Annotated in this window: 20 protein-coding genes and 1 pseudogene; 16 read left to right on the top strand and 5 right to left on the bottom strand. The window is 62.1% G+C overall.

The genetic code is table 11. The features are described 5' to 3' along the window. Nucleotides 1-7 precede the first annotated feature (7 nt). From J0A91_RS18625 to J0A91_RS18610, 4 genes are all read left to right on the top strand, one after another. Nucleotides 8-1,252 carry an HlyD family secretion protein gene (locus J0A91_RS18625; RefSeq protein WP_069206146.1) on the top strand — a complete coding sequence of 415 codons (1,245 nt, stop codon included), beginning with the start codon at nt 8-10 and terminating at the stop codon, nt 1,250-1,252. Further along, on the top strand, nt 1,249-3,402 hold the full coding sequence (locus J0A91_RS18620; protein WP_150126965.1) for a peptidase domain-containing ABC transporter: 2,154 nt from the start codon (nt 1,249-1,251) through the stop codon (nt 3,400-3,402). Before J0A91_RS18625 ends, J0A91_RS18620 begins: the two co-directional genes overlap by 4 nt. Nucleotides 3,403-3,843: 441 nt before the next feature. Continuing rightward, entirely contained in the window at nt 3,844-4,533 is a 690-nt protein-coding gene (locus J0A91_RS18615) for an autoinducer binding domain-containing protein (protein WP_069206145.1), read from the top strand. Nucleotides 4,534-4,761: 228 nt separating this feature from the next. After that, nucleotides 4,762-9,051: a strawberry notch-like NTP hydrolase domain-containing protein gene (locus J0A91_RS18610; protein WP_069206144.1), complete on the top strand. Its 4,290-nt coding sequence runs from the start codon at nt 4,762-4,764 to the stop codon at nt 9,049-9,051. 52 nt (nt 9,052-9,103) lie between these two features. On the opposite strand, the gene J0A91_RS18605 is transcribed toward J0A91_RS18610, so the two are convergent. From J0A91_RS18605 to J0A91_RS18595, 3 genes and pseudogenes are all read right to left on the bottom strand, one after another. Next, nucleotides 9,104-9,403 (bottom strand): hypothetical protein, encoded by a 300-nt coding sequence (locus J0A91_RS18605; RefSeq protein ID WP_069207481.1) that lies wholly within the window; start codon nt 9,401-9,403, stop codon nt 9,104-9,106. A gap of 35 nt (nt 9,404-9,438) precedes the next feature. Then, on the bottom strand, nt 9,439-9,678 hold the full coding sequence (locus tag J0A91_RS18600) for a hypothetical protein (RefSeq protein WP_069206143.1): 240 nt from the start codon (nt 9,676-9,678) through the stop codon (nt 9,439-9,441). 30 nt (nt 9,679-9,708) lie between these two features. Next, nucleotides 9,709-10,462, bottom strand: a pseudogene (locus J0A91_RS18595) (IS5 family transposase). A gap of 323 nt (nt 10,463-10,785) precedes the next feature. Here J0A91_RS18595 and J0A91_RS18590 point away from each other — a divergent pair. Further along, the gene (locus tag J0A91_RS18590; protein ID WP_069206142.1) at nt 10,786-11,082 is read left to right on the top strand and encodes a hypothetical protein; all 297 of its coding nucleotides are present in this window, start codon (nt 10,786-10,788) and stop codon (nt 11,080-11,082) included. Nucleotides 11,083-11,141: 59 nt separating this feature from the next. On the opposite strand, the gene J0A91_RS18585 is transcribed toward J0A91_RS18590, so the two are convergent. Beyond that, nucleotides 11,142-11,948, bottom strand: coding sequence for a Ros/MucR family transcriptional regulator (locus tag J0A91_RS18585; protein ID WP_069207480.1), 807 nt, complete (start codon nt 11,946-11,948; stop codon nt 11,142-11,144). A gap of 176 nt (nt 11,949-12,124) precedes the next feature. Between J0A91_RS18585 and J0A91_RS18580 the strand changes: the two genes are divergently transcribed. The 10 genes from J0A91_RS18580 (at nt 12,125) to J0A91_RS25255 (ending at nt 16,921) form a co-directional block, all read left to right on the top strand. Further along, nucleotides 12,125-12,589: a hypothetical protein gene (locus J0A91_RS18580; protein WP_069206141.1), complete on the top strand. Its 465-nt coding sequence runs from the start codon at nt 12,125-12,127 to the stop codon at nt 12,587-12,589. Between the two features lie 26 nt (nt 12,590-12,615). Next, nucleotides 12,616-12,783, top strand: coding sequence for a hypothetical protein (locus tag J0A91_RS18575; RefSeq protein WP_169833165.1), 168 nt, complete (start codon nt 12,616-12,618; stop codon nt 12,781-12,783). Between the two features lie 90 nt (nt 12,784-12,873). After that, nucleotides 12,874-13,335, top strand: a complete 462-nt coding sequence (locus J0A91_RS18570; RefSeq protein ID WP_069206140.1) for a hypothetical protein — start codon at nt 12,874-12,876, stop codon at nt 13,333-13,335. Nucleotide 13,336: 1 nt separating this feature from the next. Beyond that, nucleotides 13,337-13,576 (top strand): hypothetical protein, encoded by a 240-nt coding sequence (locus J0A91_RS18565; RefSeq protein WP_069206139.1) that lies wholly within the window; start codon nt 13,337-13,339, stop codon nt 13,574-13,576. Between the two features lie 22 nt (nt 13,577-13,598). Continuing rightward, on the top strand, nt 13,599-14,300 hold the full coding sequence (locus tag J0A91_RS18560; protein ID WP_069206138.1) for a hypothetical protein: 702 nt from the start codon (nt 13,599-13,601) through the stop codon (nt 14,298-14,300). Nucleotides 14,301-14,562: 262 nt separating this feature from the next. After that, nucleotides 14,563-15,375, top strand: coding sequence for a hypothetical protein (locus J0A91_RS18555; protein ID WP_069206137.1), 813 nt, complete (start codon nt 14,563-14,565; stop codon nt 15,373-15,375). Next, complete coding sequence (locus J0A91_RS18550) at nt 15,375-15,656, top strand: zinc finger domain-containing protein (protein WP_069206136.1); 282 nt, start codon at nt 15,375-15,377, stop codon at nt 15,654-15,656. Before J0A91_RS18555 ends, J0A91_RS18550 begins: the two co-directional genes overlap by 1 nt. Before the next feature lie 43 nt (nt 15,657-15,699). Then, nucleotides 15,700-16,017 carry a hypothetical protein gene (locus tag J0A91_RS18545; RefSeq protein WP_150126964.1) on the top strand — a complete coding sequence of 106 codons (318 nt, stop codon included), beginning with the start codon at nt 15,700-15,702 and terminating at the stop codon, nt 16,015-16,017. 222 nt (nt 16,018-16,239) lie between these two features. Further along, entirely contained in the window at nt 16,240-16,593 is a 354-nt protein-coding gene (locus tag J0A91_RS18540) for a hypothetical protein (protein WP_069206134.1), read from the top strand. Further along, nucleotides 16,499-16,921, top strand: coding sequence for a winged helix-turn-helix transcriptional regulator (locus J0A91_RS25255; RefSeq protein ID WP_150126963.1), 423 nt, complete (start codon nt 16,499-16,501; stop codon nt 16,919-16,921). Before J0A91_RS18540 ends, J0A91_RS25255 begins: the two co-directional genes overlap by 95 nt. Nucleotides 16,922-16,984: 63 nt before the next feature. Here the strand turns inward: J0A91_RS25255 and J0A91_RS18530 are convergent, their stop codons facing one another. Further along, on the bottom strand, nt 16,985-18,151 hold the full coding sequence (locus J0A91_RS18530) for an alpha-hydroxy acid oxidase (RefSeq protein WP_069206133.1): 1,167 nt from the start codon (nt 18,149-18,151) through the stop codon (nt 16,985-16,987). Between the two features lie 130 nt (nt 18,152-18,281). Here J0A91_RS18530 and J0A91_RS18525 point away from each other — a divergent pair, with 130 nt between their 5' ends. Further along, complete coding sequence (locus J0A91_RS18525) at nt 18,282-21,806, top strand: indolepyruvate ferredoxin oxidoreductase family protein (protein WP_338056896.1); 3,525 nt, start codon at nt 18,282-18,284, stop codon at nt 21,804-21,806. Nucleotides 21,807-21,813: the final 7 nt, after the last annotated feature.

Here is a 21,813-nt window from a genome sequence, read left to right as displayed (position 1 = left end):
CAAGACCATGGCATCGCTGTTCCGCGAACAGGTCATCAGGAAACGGCGGGACCGCCTCTACGGCGACATCGTCATCGCGGACACGCGAATCAACTCCGTATTCGTGACCGTCATGGGCCTTTTCAGCCTTGCCCTGATCCTGTGGGCGGTGAACGCTAGCTACCCCCGCACCGCGCAGATCCCGGGAACCGTGGTAACCAGCCTGCCTTCCGCAAAGGTCTTCGCTGCGCGGGCCGGGACCATCGAGCGCCTATATGTCCGCGAGGGTAGCCAGGTCCGAAAAGGCCAGCCGATCGCCTTCATCGGCGTCGATATGCGCGACGGCGCCAGCCGCGGCTCCGCTGGCGAAACGCTGACCGCGCTCGGACTCCAGAGTGATACGATCGACCAGCAACTGGACGCCGAAGCGCGAACCGCCGCTGACGAAGAGAGGCGCCTTACGACCGCGATCGCCTCGAACGCCGCCGAGAGTCAGTCCCTGAGCCATCAACTCGACCTCCAGACTGCGATCGTTCGTTCGATGTCCGAGACGCTCGAGCGCATCCAACCAATCGCCGATCGCGGCTATATCAGCAAACTCGAGATGGAACGTCGTCGGCAGGCGCTCTACAGCGAACAACAACGCGCGGAGCAGCTACGCCAGCAACGAACCCAGCTTGCGGCACGGCAAAGCGATCTCACGGCCCAGCTACACCAGCTGCCCCTGGTTCAGAGGCAGAAATCGGCCGAACTGCGTGGGCAATTGCTCTCACTCTCCCAGCAGCAGTCCCGTGCGCGCGTGGAGGTGGGCTATACGATCGTCGCTCCGATCGACGGGCGTATCACCGCGCTTCAGGCCACCATTGGCAGAAATGTCGATGCCCGAATCCCGCTGATGGTGGTTGTGCCGGACGGATCGGCCTTCGAGGCAGAATTGTTCGCCCCGTCCCGATCGGCCGGCTTCATTCGTGACGGACAGGCCGTCCGCATCATGTACGACGCCTTTCCCTACAAGCAGTTCGGCAGCTTCGATGGCCGGATCCTCAACATGTCCAAGGCGGCGTTCACCCCAGGCGAACTCGACACTCCGCTCAAGATCGAGGAGCCCGTCTACAAGGTGCGCGTCAAATTGGCGCGGCAGATCGTGCCGGCATTCGGGCGCCCCCTTCATCTTCAGACCGGGATGAGCCTGACAGCGACGGTGATCCTCGAGCGGCGATCTTTCCTCGATTGGGTGCTCGAGCCATTGAACGCCGTCAGGAGGCGCTCTTGAGCCTTATCGAAGGTCTGTCCGAGCACCGAAAGCTGATCCGGCAGGCTGAAGCGGGCGAGTGCGGCCTCGCCTGCCTGGCAATGGTTGCGCGGCACCACGGCGAGCAGGGCGAACTCTCCGGTCTCAGGCGACGCTTTCCGCTGTCGTCACGCGGCTCGTCCCTGAAGGATCTCGTGACCATCGCCGATCAGATGGGATTTCACACCCGGGCTCTTCAATGCGGGATCGCTTCCCTCGACCAACTCGCGACGCCGGCCATTTTGCACTGGGACCTCAATCACTATGTCGTGCTTGATCGTGCCCGTCGGGGCGCACGCGGCGGCAAATACACGATCCTCGATCCTGCCCGGGGCCTGCAGACGCTCGAAGACGAGGAACTTTCTGAGCATTTTACCGGCATCGCCCTCGAACTGACACCAAGCACGAATTTCACACCGGCGCGGCAGCGCGATCGCCTCCGGCTCACCCAGCTTTGGACACGGGTATCGGGGCTTGGACCCGCGCTATTGAGGATTCTCATCCTCTCCTCGATCATGCAGGTCGTCACGCTGATCATGCCGTTCTTCACGCAGCTCGCAATCGATACGGCATTGCCGGGCTCGGATCTCGACCTGCTCAATATCATAGCGATCGGCTTTGGCGCGCTCGTCTTCCTGAATGCCATGACGAGCTGGGTCCGCGCGAGGCTCGTTATCAGCCTCAGCAACAGCCTCAGCCTCCAAACAGCGGCCAATCTTTTCAGGCATACGATATTTCTCCCGTCCGCCTGGTTCGAGAAGCGTCATCTCGGGGATGTCGTCTCGCGTTTCGGCTCACTCCAGCCGATCACGGACCTTCTCAGCCGCGGCCTCGTCAGCGCCGTGGTTGACGGCATTCTCGCCCTTTCGACGCTCGCGCTGATGGTAATTTACTCGCCGGTGCTCACGGCGCTCACCGGATGCGTCGTCCTGCTCTACGTCGCGGTCAAGCTTCTGTTCTTCCAGTCGATGAAGCTTGCAAACACCAATCTCCTGACCGCCCAGGCGATCGAGAGCTCGGCTTTTCTGGAGAATGTCCGGGGAATTTCAGCGATCAAGATCTTCTGCCAGGAAGGCAATCGCCAGCGGCTGTGGCAAAACAAGAAGGCCGATGTCGTCAATGGGTCCATCCGCCTCGGCAGGATCACCTCTGGCTTCGACACCACCAACGCTTTTATCGTTGCCATCGAGAACATCCTTTTCATCTATCTTGCGATCAAGATGGTGATGGCCGGCGAGATCAGCCTCGGCATGCTCTTCGCCTTCCAGGCCTATAAGCAGAATTTCGTTGGTGCGCTCACCCGGCTCATTGACCAGTCATTGAACTACAGGCTGCTCGATGTTCATCTCGACCGGCTTTCCGATATCGCGTTCGAGGCCCGCGAACCCGATGCCTCGCCGCCGGTTCTGGCGCCCTGCGGGGTCGTGGAGGTTCAGAATGTAAGCTATTCCTATGGTCTCGGTCTCCCGCTTGTGCTGGATCAAATGTTCATGCGGATCGAGCCGGGCAAAACCACCGTCATCATTGGCGCTTCGGGCAGCGGCAAGACGACATTGCTCAAGATATTGTCCGGCCTGCTCCAACCCACGTCGGGACGAGTCCTCATCGATGGCGTTCCGATGTGGGAGTTCGGAACACGCTCCTACCGCGGGCGGCTCGGCGTGGTGAGTCAGGAGGACACGCTCTTCGCCGGCACACTGGCTGAGAACATCGCATTCTTCGATCCGGACTACGACATGGACTGGATCGTCGAGTGCTGCAGACAGGCCGCGATCCACGACGATATCGCAAAAATGCCCATGAAATATGAGACCATGGTGGGAGACATGGGATCCAATCTCTCCGGTGGCCAAAAGCAGCGCGTCCTCCTGGCGCGCGCGCTCTACAAGAAGCCGGATATCCTCCTGCTTGATGAGGGAACGGCTCATCTCGACGTCGTTACCGAGGCAAAGGTCGTCAGCGCCCTGAAGGCGTTGCGGATGACGCGTCTCCTCGTCGCGCATCGTCCCGAGACGATCCGTATGGCCGATGTCATCTACCAGATGAGCAATGGCCGGACTGCGCGGATTTTGTCCATGGACCAGGAGGAAAACACAGTCACCCCGATGGTGCTGCAAAGGGAAGCGGAATAGATCAGTTTAAAAATGACGGTGCGCCAGATTGCTCCACGTCAACCTCCCATATCCGGTCACCATACAATTTACCCGAGCGATGGCTTGTATTCGGAGGAAATTGGATAAAGGTACAAACTTCTCGCCAAGTTATTAATAATGATTTGCATTATTTAATGCCGAATTGGCATATATTCGTGTTGATCTTGATTGGCCATCAATTCAACCTCGCTTTATGGCCGGAGATTGTCCAAGTATATACAGATTTGTGTTGGCCTGTCGCCGGCCCTGCAAGGTTGACCGCGCCATAGCCTGCGAACCTTTCGGTATATCGCTCCTGCTGTCACTGCCCGCGGATGCTTCCACCTATCAAGGCTGCCGATCCTCATGATGTTTGCGCTGGGCTCTTCCTGCCTGCCGCATGTTCCCGCGCTGGTGGGCCAGTGCAGCAGAGCTTCATCGATGGCAGCGATGATCCATATCCTCGAAACCTTCTGCACGATGAGCGGCTTTCGCTGGTTCTCCTTGTCACATCTTGGCAGCCCCGGCGAACCGACCGTAAAAATGGTGGACGTGACCAATTTCCCGTTGGCTGCTCGCGAAACCTCCCTGGTCCATCCTCTTCATCTCAACAATCCTATGGCAATGGCGGTCGCCAATTGCGCGACCAGCGTTTCCTGGAGCGACATACCAAAGCGTGTCCGGCTGACCGACCAGCATGTAAGGCTTCTGGAGCTTCTGTCGGTCCACGGGCTGCGCTACGGCGTCACCGTCGCCGTCCGCATCCCAGGCGACCGGGGTGGGCTGGTGAATTTCGCCTCCGATGATCCTTCCGCGGCGCTGGATGAGGGACGATACGCAGCAGAGCTGCTCGCGCCTCACGCCTTCGAAGCGGTTCGCCGTATCGCCGGCCTTGTCCCGCCGACCAATCACGCGAGCAATCTTCCCCTGACCGGCCGGCAGACGGAATGCCTGATGCTGGTCGCCCAGGGGAAAAGCGACTGGGAAGCGGGGCGTATCCTCGGCTTGAGCGACCAGACGGTCCATGATCATGTCGAGACCGTTCGCCGGCGATATGGCGTTCGCCGCCGAACGCAACTCGTCGTCCAGACCCTCTATGACGGCCATCTCTCCTTCCACGACGTTCTCTGATTGACGGCCTTCGATCTGCGACTGCCGCAGTGAAATCGATGCCGCCTCCCGGCGCAGTGGGAAGCCCCGAAAGGCGCGGCGCGCTCCTGCTTCACAACATATCCACCGATGATGCGGAACGCATTCCCATGGTCGCGTTCGCCCCTTGGCATTGGTCGCACCAGAGGAAGGAGAGGGGGAGGGCGGTGGGCGGCGGGGCTGTGGAGCCCCAGAGCCCAGGAGCTTGCCATGACCCTTCCTCTCCTCAAGCTGGTAGATCCGGCTAACGATACCGACGACAAACCGGGGCGTCTCTTCCAGGTCGCCCGCGCTATCGCTGACGGCCTCGCGCGCGGCGACATTCCTACACGGCACGCCCTCAAGCGCCACATGACCGAGGCCTTCGGCACCTCTGATGCCACGGGCGACTGGTCCATGCGCGACGCCTATGACGCGCTCGAGGCCGCACAGACAATCCTGCTCTCGCGAAAGGATTTCGCGCTCCGACGCGACTGTGAACCTGAAGAGACCTTCGCCGCCATGCGCCGGTTCCAGGACCGGCTGCCAACCCAAACCTATCGCAGCGAGCACCAGGTCGCGATGCAACAGTTCAGCACACCGCTGGCTTTGGCCTGGCTCGCGGCATTTGCGGCGGGACTTGGTCACGAGGATCGGGTCCTCGAGCCCTCCGCCGGCACGGGCATGCTCGCTGCCCACGCCGCCTACCTCGGCCTCCCGCTGACGCTCAACGAGCGCGATCCGCAACGCGCACGGCTCCTCTCGCTCGCGCTCAATCAACCGGTAGCCCAGCACGACGCTGAGTTCGTCCACGACCGGCTGCCGGTAGACGATCGGCCCAGCGTCGTCCTCATCAATCCGCCTTTCAGCCGCAGCGAAGGGCGGGGAAGGGACCGCCATGCCGGCGCCCGGCACCTGCGCTCCGCGCTGCTCCGCCTTGCCGATGCCGGCCGCTGCGTTGCGATCATGCCGCCGAGTTTCGCGGCCGACGGCAGCGATGCCAGCGGCTATAATGCGGTTGCCGAACTGGTGACGCCGCGCGCCGAGATCACCATTCTCGGCCATCCCTATGCCAAGCACGGCACCGCAATCTCGGTCAGGCTGATCGTCTTCGACAAGGGCTGGTCTGGTTCGCCGACACGTCACACTGTCGACGATATCGATGCTGCGCTCGCCCCGGTTCTTGCCTTGCCGCCGCGTCTCGACCCTTCGATACCCCCTCCGCCGCCGGCGGCCGCACCGGTTCGGCTCCGACCGCGCCTGGCGGATCCGTCCGGCTCGCTATTCGGTGGCGTTACCGGCCAGAAAATCCCCGTTCCCGACCGGATCGCGGCCACTGGTGATCCGGCCCGGCCACTCTCCTATGCCGTGCGGGCCACGCCCCGGACGGCAGGTGACCCGGTCGGCATCTATGCGCCATGGCGGCTTGCCCGCATCGACATCGAGGATGCCACGGCCCATCCGGACGAACTGGTCGAATCCATCGCAATGGCCTCGGTGCTTCCGCCGGCCCCGAGCCACCAACCCTTGTTGCAGCGCCGGGCATTCGACGCGTTGTCCGACGCGCAGCTCGAAACGCTGATCCATGCCGGAGAGGCCTTCTCTCGCGATCTGCCCGGCACATTCATACCCAATCAGGCTGGCGACCAACTTCACGAAAATGCCACAGGTCACGCCTACCGCACGGGCTTTTTCGTGGGCGACGGCACAGGCGTCGGGAAGGGACGTGAAGGCGCGGCCATCATCCTCGATCAATGGAACCAGGGCCGTCGCCGCGCGATCTGGATTTCAAAGAGCGCATCACTGCTGGAGGACGCACGGCGCGACTGGAGCGCTCTTGGCGGCCTGCCTATCGACATCCAGCCGCTCGATGCCTTCCCACTGAGCGAGCCGGTCGCGATGGCGAGCGGCATCCTGTTCCTCACCTATGCAACCCTGCGCTCATCCCGGCACGACCAGAGTTCGCGCCTCCAACAGATACTGCAGTGGACCGGCCCCGACTTTGAAGGCGTCATCCTGCTCGACGAGTCCCATGCGCTCGGCAACGCGGCGGGAACCGAAAGCGAATTCGGCAATGCCAAGGGATCCGAACAGGGGCTCGCTGGCGTCAGGCTTCAGAATGCGCTGCCCCGCGCCCGCATCGTCTATGAGTCCGCGACGGGCGCGACCAAGCCAGAAAATCTGAGCTATGCCTCCCGTCTGGGGCTCTGGGGGCCCGGCACCGCCTTTCACGACCGCAATGCCTTCATGGCCGCAATGGAAGATGGCGGCATCGCAGCGATGGAGATCGTCGCACGAGATCTTAAAGCGATGGGCCTCTACACCGCACGCGCGCTCAGCTTCGCCGGCGTCGAATATGAGCCGCTCGAGCACAAGCTCACACCCGATCAGATCGACATCTACGATGCCTATGCCGACGCCTGGGCCATCATCCATCAAAATCTCGATGAGGCGCTGAAGGCCGCGAACATCGTCGACCGCATGTCGGGCGCGACAATGAACGCGATGGCCAAGGGTTCAGCGCTCAGCCGGTTCGAGAGTTCGAAGCAACGCTTTTTCTCCCAGCTCCTCATTTCGATGAAGATGCCGACGGTCATCCGCGCCATCGAGGCGGAGCTTGCCGCGGGCCACGCTGCCGTCGTCCAGCTCGTGACCACCGCCGAAGCAATCCTCGACCGGCGCCTTGCGGACCTTTCAGCAGACGAACGCGCCAATTTGTCGGTCGATGTCTCGCCCCTCGACACGCTCATCGACTATTTGAAGACCGCGTTCCCGACGCGGCAGATGCGCGCTTTCCGCGCGTCGGACGGAACGATGCGCTCCGAGCCGATGGTGGACCCGGACGGACGCCCCGTTCATTGCCAGGAAGCGGCAGCGGCCCGCGACGATCTTGTCGAGCGGCTCTGCGCCATGCCGCCGGTTCCGGCCGCACTCGATGCGCTGGTCTGGCATTTCGGCACCGACAGGATTGCCGAGGTCACGGGCCGCTCCCGCCGCATCGTGGTCGATCCGCAGTGCCGACAGAAGATCGAGCGCCGCAGCGCCCGATCGAACATATCCGAAACGCAGGCCTTCATGGACGACAAGAAGCCGATCCTCGTCTTCTCCGACGCCGGCGGCACTGGCCGTTCCTATCATGCCGACCTCAAATGCAAGAGCGCGCACCGCCGCCGCGTTCATTTCCTGCTCGAGCCCGGATGGCGGGCTGACGTTGCAATCCAGGGGCTGGGCCGTACCCACCGCACCAACCAGGCCAGTCCACCGGTATTCCGGCCGGTCACTACCGACTGCAAAGGCGAGCGGCGTTTCATCAGCACGATCGCCCGACGTCTCGACAGCCTGGGCGCACTCACCCGCGGCCAGCGCCAGACTGGGGGGCAGAATCTCTTCAATCCCGCCGACAATCTCGAAAGCGACTATGCCCGCGAAGCGCTCACGCAATGGTATCATCTGCTCCACGCGGGCAAGCTCTCCAGCGTCACACTCGATGCGTTCCAGATCATCACCGGCCTCAAGCTTACCGATGACAATGAGACGTTGCTCGACAAGCTGCCGCCGATCCAGCGCTGGCTGAACCGGATACTTGCCTTGAAGATCGCCACCCAGAACGCGATCTTCGAGGAATATATGGGACTCATCCAGGCCCGTGTCGACGCTGCCCGGGAAGCAGGTACGCTCGATGTGGGCGTGGAGACCATCCGCGCCGAACGCATCGTTCCCTTATCTGAACAGGTCCTCAGGGTCGATCCCGTGACTGGCGCCGAAACCCGGTTGCTACGCCTGGAGCTGCACCTGAAACCGCACGTCACGAGCTTCGCGCGTCTCATGCAGCTTTGGGATGGCACCGACGACGTAGCCTTCCTGCGTAACGGCCGCTCGGGACGCGTCGCGCTGCGCGTGCCATCCTGGTCGATCACCGACGAAGAAGGTCGCCCGGTTCCAATGTGCCAGCTTGTTCGCCCCACCGGCGCGAGCCGTATCCAGTTCGCCGAACTCTGGCATACGCACTGGAAAACGATCGATCGCGAGAGCTTCCAGCAATTCTGGGAGGCCGAGATGGAAGAAGCCGTCGCCGAGGTGGACATTCAGGTGATCAGCGTCGCGACCGGATTGCTTCTGCCTGTATGGCACAAGCTGCCGGAGGAAGACGTACGCGTCTGGCGGATTGACGATGCTGCCGGAATGTCGATCCTCGGCCGCATCGTGATGCCACGAGCGGTCGAAAAGCTCGAAGCGGAATTCGGTCTGGCGGGTTCGATCCAGCTGACGCCCGAGGAGCTGATCGCCGCAGCGAAAACTGGCGATGGGGCGCTCATCCCCGGTCTCGACGGCGCCCGCCTGGTGTCCGCTTTCGTCAACAACAGCCGGAGACTCGAAATTCGGGACTTCAAACCGCATGACCGCGACTGGCTCAAGGCGCGCGGGGCGTTCAGCGAGGTGATCAGCTACAAGACCCGTCTGTTCCTGCCCGTCGACCGCGCGAACGAACTGCTCGTCACGATCATAGCCGAGCGATCATAGCGATTTCCGGGCGCAGCCGGATGCTCGCCAGCATTTCTGCCCCAGCCGCCGGCTAATTGGGCAATTCAGACGTGGGCTTTATACCGAATGCCCGGAATTCCTCCACGAACCAGTCTCGAAATTGCGCAACATACTTGCTGCCTTCTGCCTGAAAGTCGGCGACCAGTTCGTCGCTTAGTCCAAACTCGTCTATCTTCAGATGGCGAAGAGCACGGATCAGGGCATGCCTCTGGTACACGTAAATCGCGCATCGCAGATATCCACGAACAATAGCTTCGATGGCCTTGTCGTCTTGTCCATGCTTCGCGATCAACGCATCGAGTTCTGCAACCGGCGGATTGGGATCGGTCATCATTTGTCTCCGTCTGAGGCGCCATTCCCTCATATCTAGCCGGCGCCAATCGAAACAACCATCAAGTCGACACGCCCACGTCCATGATCGGCCAATATATGATCCTGGAAGATCGTGTAGCCATCGCCCTCATGCTCGCGAAGCCGCCGCACGACGGTCTGAAACGACTCGATATCTTCGATACGATCGCTGACCGGCCGAAATGTCGCGCTCTTCCCCCTGCATTCTGCGAAAAAGTGTCCGCCGTTCTCCACCATTTCATCGACAAAACTCAAGTCTACCTCCAATTTGTTCCCTAGAGGCTGTTATGAACCTGTGGCGAGTGCAATGGCCTGTTTCATCATGAGGCAGGCGAATGCGACGACGTGAAATCCTGCGAGTGTTTCAGCATAGCGTTCGTAATCTTTGACGAGACGCCGGAAGCGGATCGCCCATGCGAATGATCGCTCGACCACCCAGCGTCGTGGCAAAAGAACGAAGCCACGCTTGGCTTCGTGCAGTTTGACGACCTCGAGGACTATGCCGTGTCTGGCTGCAGCATTGGCAGCACGCTCGCCGGTAGCCCTGATCGACCCAGGCGAGTTCGACGGCCTTGTCTGTGACCCCCTGCACGGTACGCGCGAGCCGCTCCACCTCGCCGGGGCCCTCGGCACTGGCCGGCGTCACGTGGAGCGCCAGCAGGTGGCCCAGCGTATCGACCGCCATGTGGATCTTCGAGCCTTTCTTGCGCTTGTCCCCGTCATAACCGGCGCGCTCCACGCTCTCGGGCGTCGATCGCAGCGTCCGACTGTCGATGATTGCGGGAGTCGGCTCGGCGTTGCGACCCGCCGCCAGCCACCGCTGTGTCTGCTCGTACACCGCGGCCCAGGGCGGCAGTTCATTGGGCAGCCAACGCCACGGCGCGCCGGTCTTCACGATGTAGCGCAGACCCCTGAACACCTCGCGCAGATCGTGCTCCCGTTGGCCCGTATCCTCACGCTGCAACAGCAGGTACGGCGTGACCAACTGCCATTCCTCATCGCTGACGTCAGACGGATACGGCTTGCGGCAAATGCTCATCCAATATCGGATGAATCACTCCCGCCGCCAAGTCCATAACAGCCTCTAGCTCAAAGTTGCGCCTTCATCGTCGACTGCGTTCAGCTCTTTGCCTCTCCACCCATGCGAACTGTAAGTGCGACCCACAAAACTGCCTCGGCTGAAATCCTGTTGGGCCGATCTTATCGAACACAGTTCGATATCAGCTTAATTCTCCAGTTCCCCACTTTTCTTCACCCCGTTCCTGCACCGTCTCGCAACTGGCCGCTATCTGCCGGAGGGAAAAGGGAAGGAGGACAAGGCAGGGGATCGCAAATTCTGCGGTCGTAGCCCGGAGAGAATCCATGCCCGACAAAATCGTCGTCGACGACACCTTCGTCGAGTCCTTCAATCTCGCGCTCACCAAGATCGGCAGTTCTGCCTCCATCGCGATCACGACGCTGACAGATGCCGGAGACGTGTTCGAGTTGCATGACGATGAGGGACAATTCGTGACCCTGCTACCCGCTACGGCGACGCCGGAAGTTACAGCCGCAGCATATCGTCTCTATGGCCAGGGACTCAATCGCGGTCTGCACGCAGGTGAAGAAATGGCCTGGGCCAAGCTTCGCCATCTGATCGGGGTCGCAGGCAAGGATTGACGTTGTCCGGCTCTGCCGGACTTGCCCATCGGCATGCAAATGCCGATGGGCAATCAGCGTTATTCCACGGGCTCCGCTGGTGTAGCCTTCGCAGTCTTCCTACCACCGACCTTTTCAGGAGCGGGTGCTGCATTGCTCTTGGCGCGCCGTGCGCGTGTCTGCTTCGGGGCCGTTGGTTCGCCCTGCCTGTCCAGCTTGGCCTTGACCGTCGCTAGCTTCCCGGGCCGTGGCTTACGTGGCTTTGCAGCAGCCTCAGGTGCACCTTCGAGCGCTGCCTGCTCAGTTTCGACCGCAGAGCCAACGACGGGCTCAGACTTTGCCTTGTGCGCGCGCGAGGCTTTTACCGGCGCAACGATGGCTGCGGGTGTTGCCTCCGCTGCGAGCGGCGCATCGATCGTAGCGGGGGCTTCCGCCGGGGGCGCCGTTTCGGCCGCAGGCTCTGCCGCCGCGACGGGTGCCGAAGCGACGCTCTTCCTGTTCCCCAAACCAAGACGCTGGGCGACTTCCCGTCGCTGCTGTGAATAGCCCGGAGCGACCATCGGATAGTCCGATGGAAGATTATAACGGGCGCGATATTCGGCAGGCGTGAGCCCATGCGAGGAGAGATGGCGCTTCAGGCTCTTATAGAGCTTACCGTCGATCAGACTGATGATGTGGTCGCGGGATCCCAAACTTTTTCGAACCGTCACCGCCGGCACATATTGCAGCTCGGCTGTCGGCGCCGGAGCAATCTCGCTTTCCAAGGCAACACGCGTCGACCGGATCAGCTCGGCCAGTTCATTGCTGGCCACCGTGTTGTTCGAAACATAGGCGCTCAGCAATTGCACCGTCAAATTCGTAAGATCGGGCTTTTCTGCCTCGGACATGCTCAGCTCCATGGAAATTGCCACTGCGGATGGGTCGGTCCCCGATAAACAGACCGTCTTTCGAAGAGGTAAAGCAGACTTCCTGCCTTGCGCGATGCATGAAGTCAAAGGGGAGGGGGAAGAAAGCGGGGTGCACCGGGAATTGTCTCGGGCCGATGCTTATATGGGAGACCACCATGGCAGACCGCGCATCCGCATCAATCATCATCGGCGGCACCATATCCCGCTCCGTCATCCCCGAACTGATCGACGCCATCGGTACCGACCATGGCAGAGCGGACTGGGAAGGCGAGGCGCTCGACGCCGAAAAGATTGTTGAAGGTGTTTCGCTCGAAATCTGCGCCTACGACCTTCCCGGCGGCATTTTCGAGCATGTCGAAAGCTTCTGCTTACGGCACAAACTTTCCTATCGGCGGTCCTCAGGCAGCTGTTCCGGCATCTTCGGCCCGGAGCGTGTCGTCTATGATGGGCATGACCAACCGCGACACTATGAACTGAACGAATCCGACGCTGTGGTTCTGACCCTGCGGGAATTGCAGGATATCGGCTCGTACGAGCGCGCCGAGATCTGGTTCACGGGCGCCGAGTTCACACCCCCGCCAATCCTGCTCTCCGATTCAGACGCCCGCCGTCAGGCCTGATCGTCGTATCGAGAAGGAGCCCCGGCATGAACGATCTCGTACGCGCATACGGCCCATGGGGCGAGCATCCCGACTACCGGCTTTCCGATTGGAAAACCGAAGTCCAAAATGACGACACGCGCCTAGGTTATTGGGCCTGGGTCGCATCATGCGCTGACCGGGCGCAAGCATCGCCGCCACCGCTGCCCAATTAGACACCGTGCATGCGCCGCCACCCGCCACCAGCTTCATCGACTGCAAAAGGCCCGGCTCATGCCGGGCTTTTTCATTTCAGGAGACTCTCTATGACCAAGACAGCCCAATCGATCTATGACGACGCGCCCCTGGGCGCCCGCATTCGCTATTCAGATGGCACGCCGCGGCCGCCGGAGCGCTTCACGCGCAAAGTGCGGGCATGGGAAAGCCGCAATGGCGGCGGACGCCTCACCCAGCTCTCTCCCGCAGGTACGGGCAGCCACCCTTATCCCGCTACCTTCACGTTACACGAAGCCGATTATGGCAGCGAGGACGTCATTGTCCTTTCCGTGAACAAGATGTTCGCTGTCACCGATCAGCGTGTTTTCGAGATAGTCGATGTTCCGCCCCCGGGGGCTGCGCTTGTCTTGCAGGAGTGGAACGATCAACGCGAGCTGCTCCATGTCGCGGCTGACCGGGCTGCGGCCGAGAGCTGGCTCGATCGCCACGGTTACAGCCGCGCCCTCGTCGAGATCGTCGGCGAAGCGGAGACCGCCATCAAGGCCGCCTGACGTGCCGACCTCTCCGCAAATCAGGACTGGCGACTATCTTCGCCGCCACGAACGCGAGGCGATCGCCTGTCACGCACGCACGGGCATCGCTCACTGCATCGTACAGCGCGAAGGCGCGACCTGGCCGGCCATTCTGCCCGAAACCGAAGTCGTTGCGGGCGGCCAAACGCTGATCGACGCCATCGTCTGGAGCACCGACACCGCCGAGACCGAAGGGCTCGATCCAGCGCTCCTGGCCTGACCACCCAAAAAGGAACATTCTCATGACGCAGGCACCGCCGGCGAACCCTTCGCCACGTCTGTACAGCCAGACCGTACATGACGATCGTGGCAACTTCCACTATCAGGGCGACCTCTACCGTGAGCGCGAACCCCTGTCCTCGATCTGCAAGCGCATCGAACGGCACCTCCCTGAGGTTTTCGCCGATACCTCCTTCACCATCCAAAGCCAGACCTTCGCAGGTGGCAGGAAGATCATCGCCGAACTTCTCGACGCTGCGGATGATCTTCAGGACAGGTCCGCACGCGATGCGTTCGTCGCCAAAGTCCGCGACCAGATCAAGCGCTTCAGCTTCACCGACTCCAATTTCTACCAGGACTATATGAGCTGCGCCTTCTTCATCGAGGTGCGCATCAGCGGTGCCTATTGGGCCGCACTCGCCGTGCGGCGCGGCTGCACCAATCCAGTCGAGCCGTTGGTCCCGCTCGCCGTCTTCAAGCGCCGTCTCAAGCCTGGCGACCAGCTCAAACTAATCTCTGCAGCGGCGGGGCATCGCGCGCTGGGTACCACGCGCACGGTGCAAGCCGTGCGGTCGGGCGATCTCATCTTCGAAGGCAAAATCTATCTCAGCTTCCCGCGTGCCTCGTGCTTTGCCTGTGACGGCAAGCGGGTGCGATTTGCCATTGGCAGCGAATATGACCCGGACAATCATCTCCTCTACGAATGGCAACCAATCGGAGGCTGACGGGTCCGACCGATTTGGACGCTGCAGCCTGGTTTGTAAGCGCTACGCCACCTGCGTTCTTCCTCCCAAAGCCCGGAACGTCCGCCGCTCACCGCTATACTCGTCGCGCTCTGGTCGCCGCCGCCTGCAGTGTCTTTCCAGTGCGATCCGCCGGCACCGATCACCGCCGCCACCCCGACACATTTTGCTCCCAAGCCGCTTCGCATCCGATGGCGGGAGCGGAGAGGGAGGGGTGCGGGTGCAATCCTAATGGGAGAACAGCATGAAACCCGCCATTCGTATCAAGGCCACCGACCAGCACGGCAATATCGCCTATATCCACCGCGATAGCGATCGCAGCTTCCGATGCACTTTGGCCAGCGGTCTGCCAGCGAGCTTCTTCTATGCCGGCATTCTCCCTGACGAGATGGCGTGCCGCTTTGCGCTCGACAGTTGCACGACGAGCAAGCAGGCGCTGGCCATCGTCCAGAGTCACGGTTCTGCGACGCATATCTATGAAATGCTCGGTGTTCCGGATGCCAGCATTGAACCGCTGACTGCCTTGCGTGCGCTTGAAGCCGAGGTCCAACGGCTGAAGGCATTGCTGCCGCAAGTCTCCGAGCATCTTGATGACCATGTCATCGACATGGCGAGGGCCACGCTCGCGCAAGGGTCCGGGAACGACATTCCTGCCCGCGCGACTGTCCCAGCCTCTTCCGATCCGGACCAGGACAGTGAACCGCCGCAACTCTATCTTCGACTATACCATGGCCGGCGCGATCCGGCCGAGCAGCTCGAGGATTGGGGGAGCGAGGGCCCCATCATAGGTCCTCTAGCCTTTGTCCAGACGACTTACATGTGCGACGTCAAATTCGCCGCCGCTCCCGAAGTGATGGACCGTTTCTTCCCAACGGTCATGGCAGGCTGGCGCGAGCGCGGGCTTTCGAACGCCGACGGGCCACTGTGCGACTGGCAATTCTCGGTCACCAGCGATCTCATCGACTATGACGGCGTCTATTATGGCGACTGGACCGTGTTCCTCGCCAACCCCACCGATATTGAGAGAGAGCGGACCATTTCCCAAGGCGTCGGATAATGGCGCACATCGTCAAGGGAACGGCCTTCTGCCAGAAGCCGGGCTGCGGAAAGACATGGCCGGTCGATCCCGTTCTCACCGTTCAATGCCCCGACTGCAAGGCGCCGGCCGGGGTCGGCTGTCGAAGGCCGAGTGGCTGGTCCGGTCCTTTCGTGGACTTCCACGCCTCGCGCGACCTGCTTGCCGACCGCGAGGGCAGGTACGGCGCATGCCCGCTCAAAATCTGCGGTCTCGACCGCGCATCCGCTCAGGGAACACTTCCCCTTTTCGAGAAGTGCTGATCCGCCGCACGCACCGGGCACCCGGCAACGGAAAGGACCCAAAATGGCAGACGCTATATTCACTCTCGGCCTTTTCCCCGCCGAAATCGAAATAGTGCGCCGTATGGTGCTCGCACAGCGCGACAACGCGACCGGCGAATGGGAGGCCGTCAGAGCCACCAATCCGAAGCGCGCAGGCGAGTTCGAGAGCGTCAGCCGCGGACTCCAAACTCTCGCGGACAAGTTCGCCGTCAGGGCAGGGACATCCATGCTGATCTCGGGCCGCTACTACCCGGATTATGACGGCGAGCAGCGCATATTCCCGATCGAAGGCCTCGGCATCGATGCAGTAAACGCGCACGCGTTCGTGGCCAAAGGCTGACCCGCCGCCAACTGGAGAATAACCGAGCCCGGCCTGGCCGCTGCTGGCGTCGACCATGTGTGTACGCGTGCGAGGCGCCGGCTGACAGCCCGCGGGACGAAGCGCCCCAGGATAAAACGCGCCAGCACCCCCTTCGACTAATTCCCCGGCCGTGACCCCGCGTTCGCCCGTCCTGCCGCCGACAAGCAGCCGCGCACGGCTCGTTCCAGAAAGCATGATCCGATGAAGTCTCGAGACTCGCATCTCAAGGCGGTGTGCAAGCTGCTCAGATCCTGTCAGCCCCGCCATGACCCGTACACGTTCTTTTCCGACAGCATGGAAGCGAGCGCTATCGGCATTTCGAACAGCGTCGACCTACACCAACGCGAACCCAGAGAAGCCCGCTATCTCGAAATCGTCGGCCGCTATGACCGCGATATCGTCGAAATCTTCCCGCGCATCTTTGCCGAGGTGGCGCTCGCGCGGGGAGCTGAACCCGGCGATGTCTTGGGCACAGTTTTTGGAGAACTCGAACTCCACAATGCGGCGCACGGGCAGTTCTTCACCCCTTATGACGTGTGTGACCGGGGTATGTGAGATAACCAAGCTGCATCAGCCCGCAATTTTGGATACGCCTGAACCCGAACACTCGTTAGAAATCCTCGAGAATCGATGGACGTTGCAAATTCTGCTCTTACTGAAAGAAAGACAGCGGCGCTTCTCGGATCTGCGACATGCCCTACCGGCGATCAGCGCCAATGTCCTGACCACACGGATGCGCTCGCTCGAATCTGCAGGACTCGTGAGACGCAACTATCTTCCGCCACCCGCTGCAAGCCATGTCTATGAGCTCGCGCCCATGGCGGATGCCCTGCGGCCGGCACTGGATCGTTTGGCCGACTGGCGAGCAGGCCTACAGGGCTGAAGCTGCCCTGAGACAAGCTAACTCGGCTTGTCTCAGGGCAGTTGCACAAGGGCTCGCCTGTCGTCAGCTGCCACTGAATGCGCGTGGCCCGATCCTCTTGAGCATGGACGGCTTGAGATCCCGCGGCGTCGCCGCGCCGAGCAGCGCCATCGTGCGCTCATATTCTTCTCGCATGATGTCCAGCGCGCGCGACACGCCCTGCGCGCCGCCGCCGGCAAGCCCGTAAAGATAGGGACGGCCGATCGAGCAGGCATCGGCGCCGAGCGCCAAGGCCTTGGCGATATGCGAGCCCCGCCGGATCCCGCCGTCGCAGATGATCTTGACCCTGCCCCTGACCGCATCGGCAACGGACGCGATCTGGTCGATCGGCGCCACCGCCGTCTCTAGCTGGCGGCCGCCGTGGTTGGAGATCATCACCGTGTCGGCTCCACATTCGCTCGCCTGCCGGGCATCCTCTGCCCGCAGGATGCCCTTGACCGCCAGCGGACCCTTCCACCGTGCAGCCAGCCATTCGACATCTTTCCAGGTTATGGAATTGTCGAACTGCCCGGCGACATAAACGTGCAGCGGCACCTGCTTGTCCGACATCGTCGCGACGCGGTGCGCGACGTTGACGAAATCGAACTTGCGACCAAACAGAGCGGGCAGCGACCATCGCGGCTTTGCCGCAAATTGCAGGAAGGTTCGCGCGTTGAGACGGGGCGGAAGGCTGAGGCCATTGACGAGATCGCGCTCACGCTTGCCCGCGACCAGCGTATCGACAGTCAAGACCAGACCGTCATATCCGCCCTCCTGGGCTCGCGAGATGAACTCCTCTGTCAGACCGCGATCCTTGAAGATATAGATCTGGAACAGCCGCGGCGCTGTGGTCATGCGTGCGAAGTCCTCCATCGTGGTCGTGCCCAGGGTGGAAAGGCAATACGGTAATCCGGCCTTGTTAGCTGCTTCGGCGACCGCGACTTCGGCATCCTTGTGAAACAAGCGGGTCAGACCCGTCGGCGCCAGCATCAAGGGGAATGGGATGGTGCGTCCGAAAATCTGCGTTTGGTGATTGGACGCCGACAGATCAACCAGCGCCTGCGGAAGCAACTCGATGTCATCATAAGCGCTGGTCGCACGGCGCAGAACGATTTCGTCTTCCGCCCCGCCGTCGAGATAGTCGAAGATCGGACGCGGTAACGCCCGTACGGCCGCACGACGCAGGTCCATAATATTATGATGATTTTGCATGGATGAGTCCTTCCCCCTGTCAGCAACCTAGCGGGCGCGATGTGCTCTCGCTGTCGCTTTCGCGACACCGCAGATCTTTTGTGGGTGGGTGTCGCCAGATTGACAGCGGACGGGACGATCCCCCGCTAAAGTGCCATTCCATTGGGAGAATGGTGTGCCTGGATCAGCGATTGTGGCGTTACGGACGGTGTCTCTGGACGACAAATGGGCCTTGAGCCGGGGGCGTGTCGTAATGAACGGCACGCAGGCGATTGCACGCGTGATGCTCGCGCAAAAGGACATGGATCAACGCCGCGGACTCAATACCGCAGGCTACATCACTGGATATCGTGGATCGCCTCTCGGCAATGTCGATACCACCTTATGGTCAATCGGCGATCGATTGACAGCTGCGAATATCCGGTTCCAGCCTGGGGTCAACGAAGACATCGCCGCCACCGCCGTCCGCGGCACGCAGCAGCTCGATGCTGTGCCAAACCCACGCTATGATGGTGTGTTCGCAGCCTGGTACGGCAAGGGTCCGGGGGTCGACCGGTCCGGTGACGCGTTCAAGCACGGCAATTATGCCGGCGCGCATCGCAACGGTGGCGTGCTCGTCTTCTATGGTGACGATCATGCGGGCAAATCCTCCACCGTCGCGCACCAGAGCGAACAGGCAGTGGCGGCAAGCCTCATTCCGTCGCTCTATCCCGCCAATGTAGAGGAGATATTGCGCTTCGGGCTGCTCGGCATCGCGCTGTCACGCTTCAGCGGATCGTGGGTCGGCATCAAATGCGTGAACGAGGTTGCCGAGCAGACTGCCACCATCGACCTCGACCTTGATGGTTTCGATATAGCGGTGCCGGAACGCCCTGCTGACCTGCCGACCGGGATCAATATCGAGCAGGCGGCCTATAATCCGCTGCGCGAGGAACAGATCGTCGTCGAGCATCGTCTTCCCTTGGTCCACGCCTTCGTGCGGGCCAACGGCATCGACCGGGTCGTGGTTGATGCACCGAAACGGACGCTGGGCATCGTTGCGGCGGGCAAATCCTATGGCGATGTTCGCGCCGCGCTCGCGTTGCTGGGTCTGGACGAGGGTGCCGCCGCTGCCCTGGGCCTGTCGCTCTACAAGGTCGGGTGCATCTGGCCGCTGGAACCGGTCGGCCTGATCGATTTCGCGCGGGCGCAGGAAACGCTGTTCGTGATCGAGGAGAAGCGCAGCTTCCTAGAACAGCAGATCGCGGCCACGCTGGTCAATATCCCCGGTCATCCGCGGATCATCGGCAAGGCCGATGAGGACGGCGCCCCCTTGTTGTCGTCGATCGTGCAGCTTGACCCGTCCGGGCTGGCGATCGCCATCGCCGATCGACTCGACCGGCTCGGGCTGTCGAATGATGCTGTGCGGGCGACGCGATCCCGTCTGGCGGGTGCCGGCCAGGCGGTCGCGGCACCGCTACGTCGCAGCCCCTATTTCTGCTCCGGCTGCCCGCATAACCGGTCGACCCGCGTGCCGGATGGCAGCGTCAGCATGACCGGCATCGGCTGTCATACCATGGTCAATTTCGTCCGCCCCGACGTGGCGTTGCTGCCCACGCAAATGGGCGGGGAAGGCGGCAACTGGATCGGTCTGGCGCCGTTCACCGACACGCCGCATATTTTCCAGAATATGGGTGATGGCACCTATTATCATTCGGGTCTGCTGGCGATCCGCGCGGCCGTCGCGTCCGGCGTCAACATCACCTACAAGATCCTCTACAATGATGCGGTGGCGATGACCGGCGGGCAGCCGGTTGACGGTCCCATCTCCGTCGCCGAAATCGCACGGCAGGTGCAGGATGAGGGCGTGAAGACCATCATCCTGCTGAGCGACGATCCATCGCGGCATGAGGGCAATCGCGAACTGCCTGCAGGCGTCGAGATCGGGCATCGCGATACGCTGGACGATGTGCAGAAGCGGCTGCGGGAGGTCAGCGGCTGTACGGTCCTGATCTACGAACAGACCTGCGCGGCGGAGAAGCGTCGCCGCCGCAAGACCGGCGCCTTTCCCAATCCGCCCAAGCGGCTGTTCATTGCGCCATCGGTCTGCGAGGGCTGCGGGGATTGTTCGGTGCAATCCACCTGCGTCAGCCTGGTCCCGATAGACACCGAGTTCGGCCGCAAACGCGCGATCGACCAGTCGAGCTGCAACAAGGATTATAGCTGCCTCAATGGATTCTGCCCCTCCTTCGTGACGGTGTACGACGCCGAACCGCGCAAGCCCCAAGCGCTGACGATCGATGAGGCGCTGTTCGCCGACCTTGCGGACGCGCCGCGCGCCATGATCGGGGACGCGGGCTATAATGTCATGATCACGGGCATCGGCGGCACCGGCGTCGTCACCGTCGGCGCGCTGCTGGGCATGGCGGCGCATATCGAGGGCCTGTCGATGTCGCTGTTCGACATGACCGGCCTCAGCCAGAAGAACGGCGCGGTCTACAGCCATGTGCGGATCGCCGCCAATCAGGGCGCGGTTCATGCCCAGCGGCTGGGCCGGGGTGAGGCGGACCTGTTGCTAGCCTTCGATCTGGTCGCCGCGCTCGGCGCGGAGGCGGCGATGACGCTCAGTCCCGTGCGCACCAGCGCCGTCGTCAATGGCGATGTGTCCCCGACGCTGGCGTTCCAGTTCAATCGCGACTTCGATCCCGATACCACGTTGCTGACCGCGCAATTGCGCCGCGCGGTGGACACGGACAGCTTCACCGGGGCGAACGCCTCCGCGATCGCGCTGGCCATCATGGGGGACACGATCGGGGCCAATCTGTTCCTGCTCGGCGTGGCGGCGCAGGGCGGCAAACTGCCCGTCGGGGTCGAGGCGATCGAGCAGGCGGTGGCGCTGAATGGCGTGGCGGTGCCGTTCAATATCCGCGCTTTCCGGCTGGGGCGGCTCTACGCTGCCGATCCGCGGGCCGTGCTGGACATGGCGCGGGGCGCCACGCCGCAACCGCCGCCGCGCGCGCAAACCGTCGATGAGATTGTCGAGCATCGCGCCGCGCATCTGACCGCCTATCAGAATGCGGCGCTGGCGCAGCGCTATCGCGACGTCATGGCGCAGGTCCGGGCTGTCGACGCGGGCGTCGCGTCCGGCAACGATAGAATGTCCCGAACCGTCGCGTGGACCTATGCCAAGCTGCTGGCCTATAAGGACGAATATGAGGTCGCCCGGATGCTGACCGACAATCGCCTGCGCGCGGACATCGCCAAGGCGTTCGATGACAAGGCCCGCATCGCCTTCAACCTTGCGCCGCCGATCCTGGGCGGGGGGCTGGTGAATGGCAGGCCGCGCAAGCGCGAGTTCGGATCATGGATCCTTGGCCCGCTCAGCGTGCTGGCCCGGCTGCGTGGTTTGCGCGGCTCCGCTTTCGATCCTTTCGGTTATACCGCCGAACGCCGGATGGAGCGCGGGTTGATCGCGGATTATACGCAGCTGCTGTCGGCGACACTCGCAGCCCTCACGCCGGCCAATTACGACCGGGCCGTAGCGCTGCTGGCCGCGGCGGACGAGATACGCGGCTACGGTCCTGTAAAGGACCAGGCGGTTGCCGCCTATCGGACCAAGCTGGCCGAACTCGACGCCGCCTTTCGAGAAACCCCGATTGCCAGCGATCCGCCGCGACCGCTGGTGAGAGCCGGGTGATGGCGCG

It is taken from the genome of Sphingomonas panacis (genome assembly GCF_001717955.1).
Taxonomy (GTDB): domain Bacteria; phylum Pseudomonadota; class Alphaproteobacteria; order Sphingomonadales; family Sphingomonadaceae; genus Sphingomonas; species Sphingomonas panacis.
Note: the sequence above shows the minus strand (reverse complement) of the source record. Positions and strands in the feature narration are given on the sequence as shown.

Bases quoted from the DNA above. Each gene is read 5' to 3' on its own strand.
- J0A91_RS18625 (WP_069206146.1), top strand. From the start codon at position 8: ATGGCATCGCTGTTCCGCGAACAGGTCATCAGGAAACGGCGGGACCGC.
- J0A91_RS18615 (WP_069206145.1), top strand. From the start codon at position 3,844: ATGGCAGCGATGATCCATATCCTCGAAACCTTCTGCACGATGAGCGGC.
- J0A91_RS18610 (WP_069206144.1), top strand. From the start codon at position 4,762: ATGACCCTTCCTCTCCTCAAGCTGGTAGATCCGGCTAACGATACCGAC.
- J0A91_RS18605 (WP_069207481.1), bottom strand. From the start codon at position 9,403: ATGACCGATCCCAATCCGCCGGTTGCAGAACTCGATGCGTTGATCGCG.
- J0A91_RS18590 (WP_069206142.1), top strand. From the start codon at position 10,786: ATGCCCGACAAAATCGTCGTCGACGACACCTTCGTCGAGTCCTTCAAT.
- J0A91_RS18585 (WP_069207480.1), bottom strand. From the start codon at position 11,948: ATGTCCGAGGCAGAAAAGCCCGATCTTACGAATTTGACGGTGCAATTG.
- J0A91_RS18580 (WP_069206141.1), top strand. From the start codon at position 12,125: ATGGCAGACCGCGCATCCGCATCAATCATCATCGGCGGCACCATATCC.
- J0A91_RS18575 (WP_169833165.1), top strand. From the start codon at position 12,616: ATGAACGATCTCGTACGCGCATACGGCCCATGGGGCGAGCATCCCGAC.
- J0A91_RS18570 (WP_069206140.1), top strand. From the start codon at position 12,874: ATGACCAAGACAGCCCAATCGATCTATGACGACGCGCCCCTGGGCGCC.
- J0A91_RS18560 (WP_069206138.1), top strand. From the start codon at position 13,599: ATGACGCAGGCACCGCCGGCGAACCCTTCGCCACGTCTGTACAGCCAG.
- J0A91_RS18555 (WP_069206137.1), top strand. From the start codon at position 14,563: ATGAAACCCGCCATTCGTATCAAGGCCACCGACCAGCACGGCAATATC.
- J0A91_RS18550 (WP_069206136.1), top strand. From the start codon at position 15,375: ATGGCGCACATCGTCAAGGGAACGGCCTTCTGCCAGAAGCCGGGCTGC.
- J0A91_RS18545 (WP_150126964.1), top strand. From the start codon at position 15,700: ATGGCAGACGCTATATTCACTCTCGGCCTTTTCCCCGCCGAAATCGAA.
- J0A91_RS18540 (WP_069206134.1), top strand. From the start codon at position 16,240: ATGAAGTCTCGAGACTCGCATCTCAAGGCGGTGTGCAAGCTGCTCAGA.
- J0A91_RS25255 (WP_150126963.1), top strand. From the start codon at position 16,499: ATGTCTTGGGCACAGTTTTTGGAGAACTCGAACTCCACAATGCGGCGC.
- J0A91_RS18530 (WP_069206133.1), bottom strand. From the start codon at position 18,151: ATGCAAAATCATCATAATATTATGGACCTGCGTCGTGCGGCCGTACGG.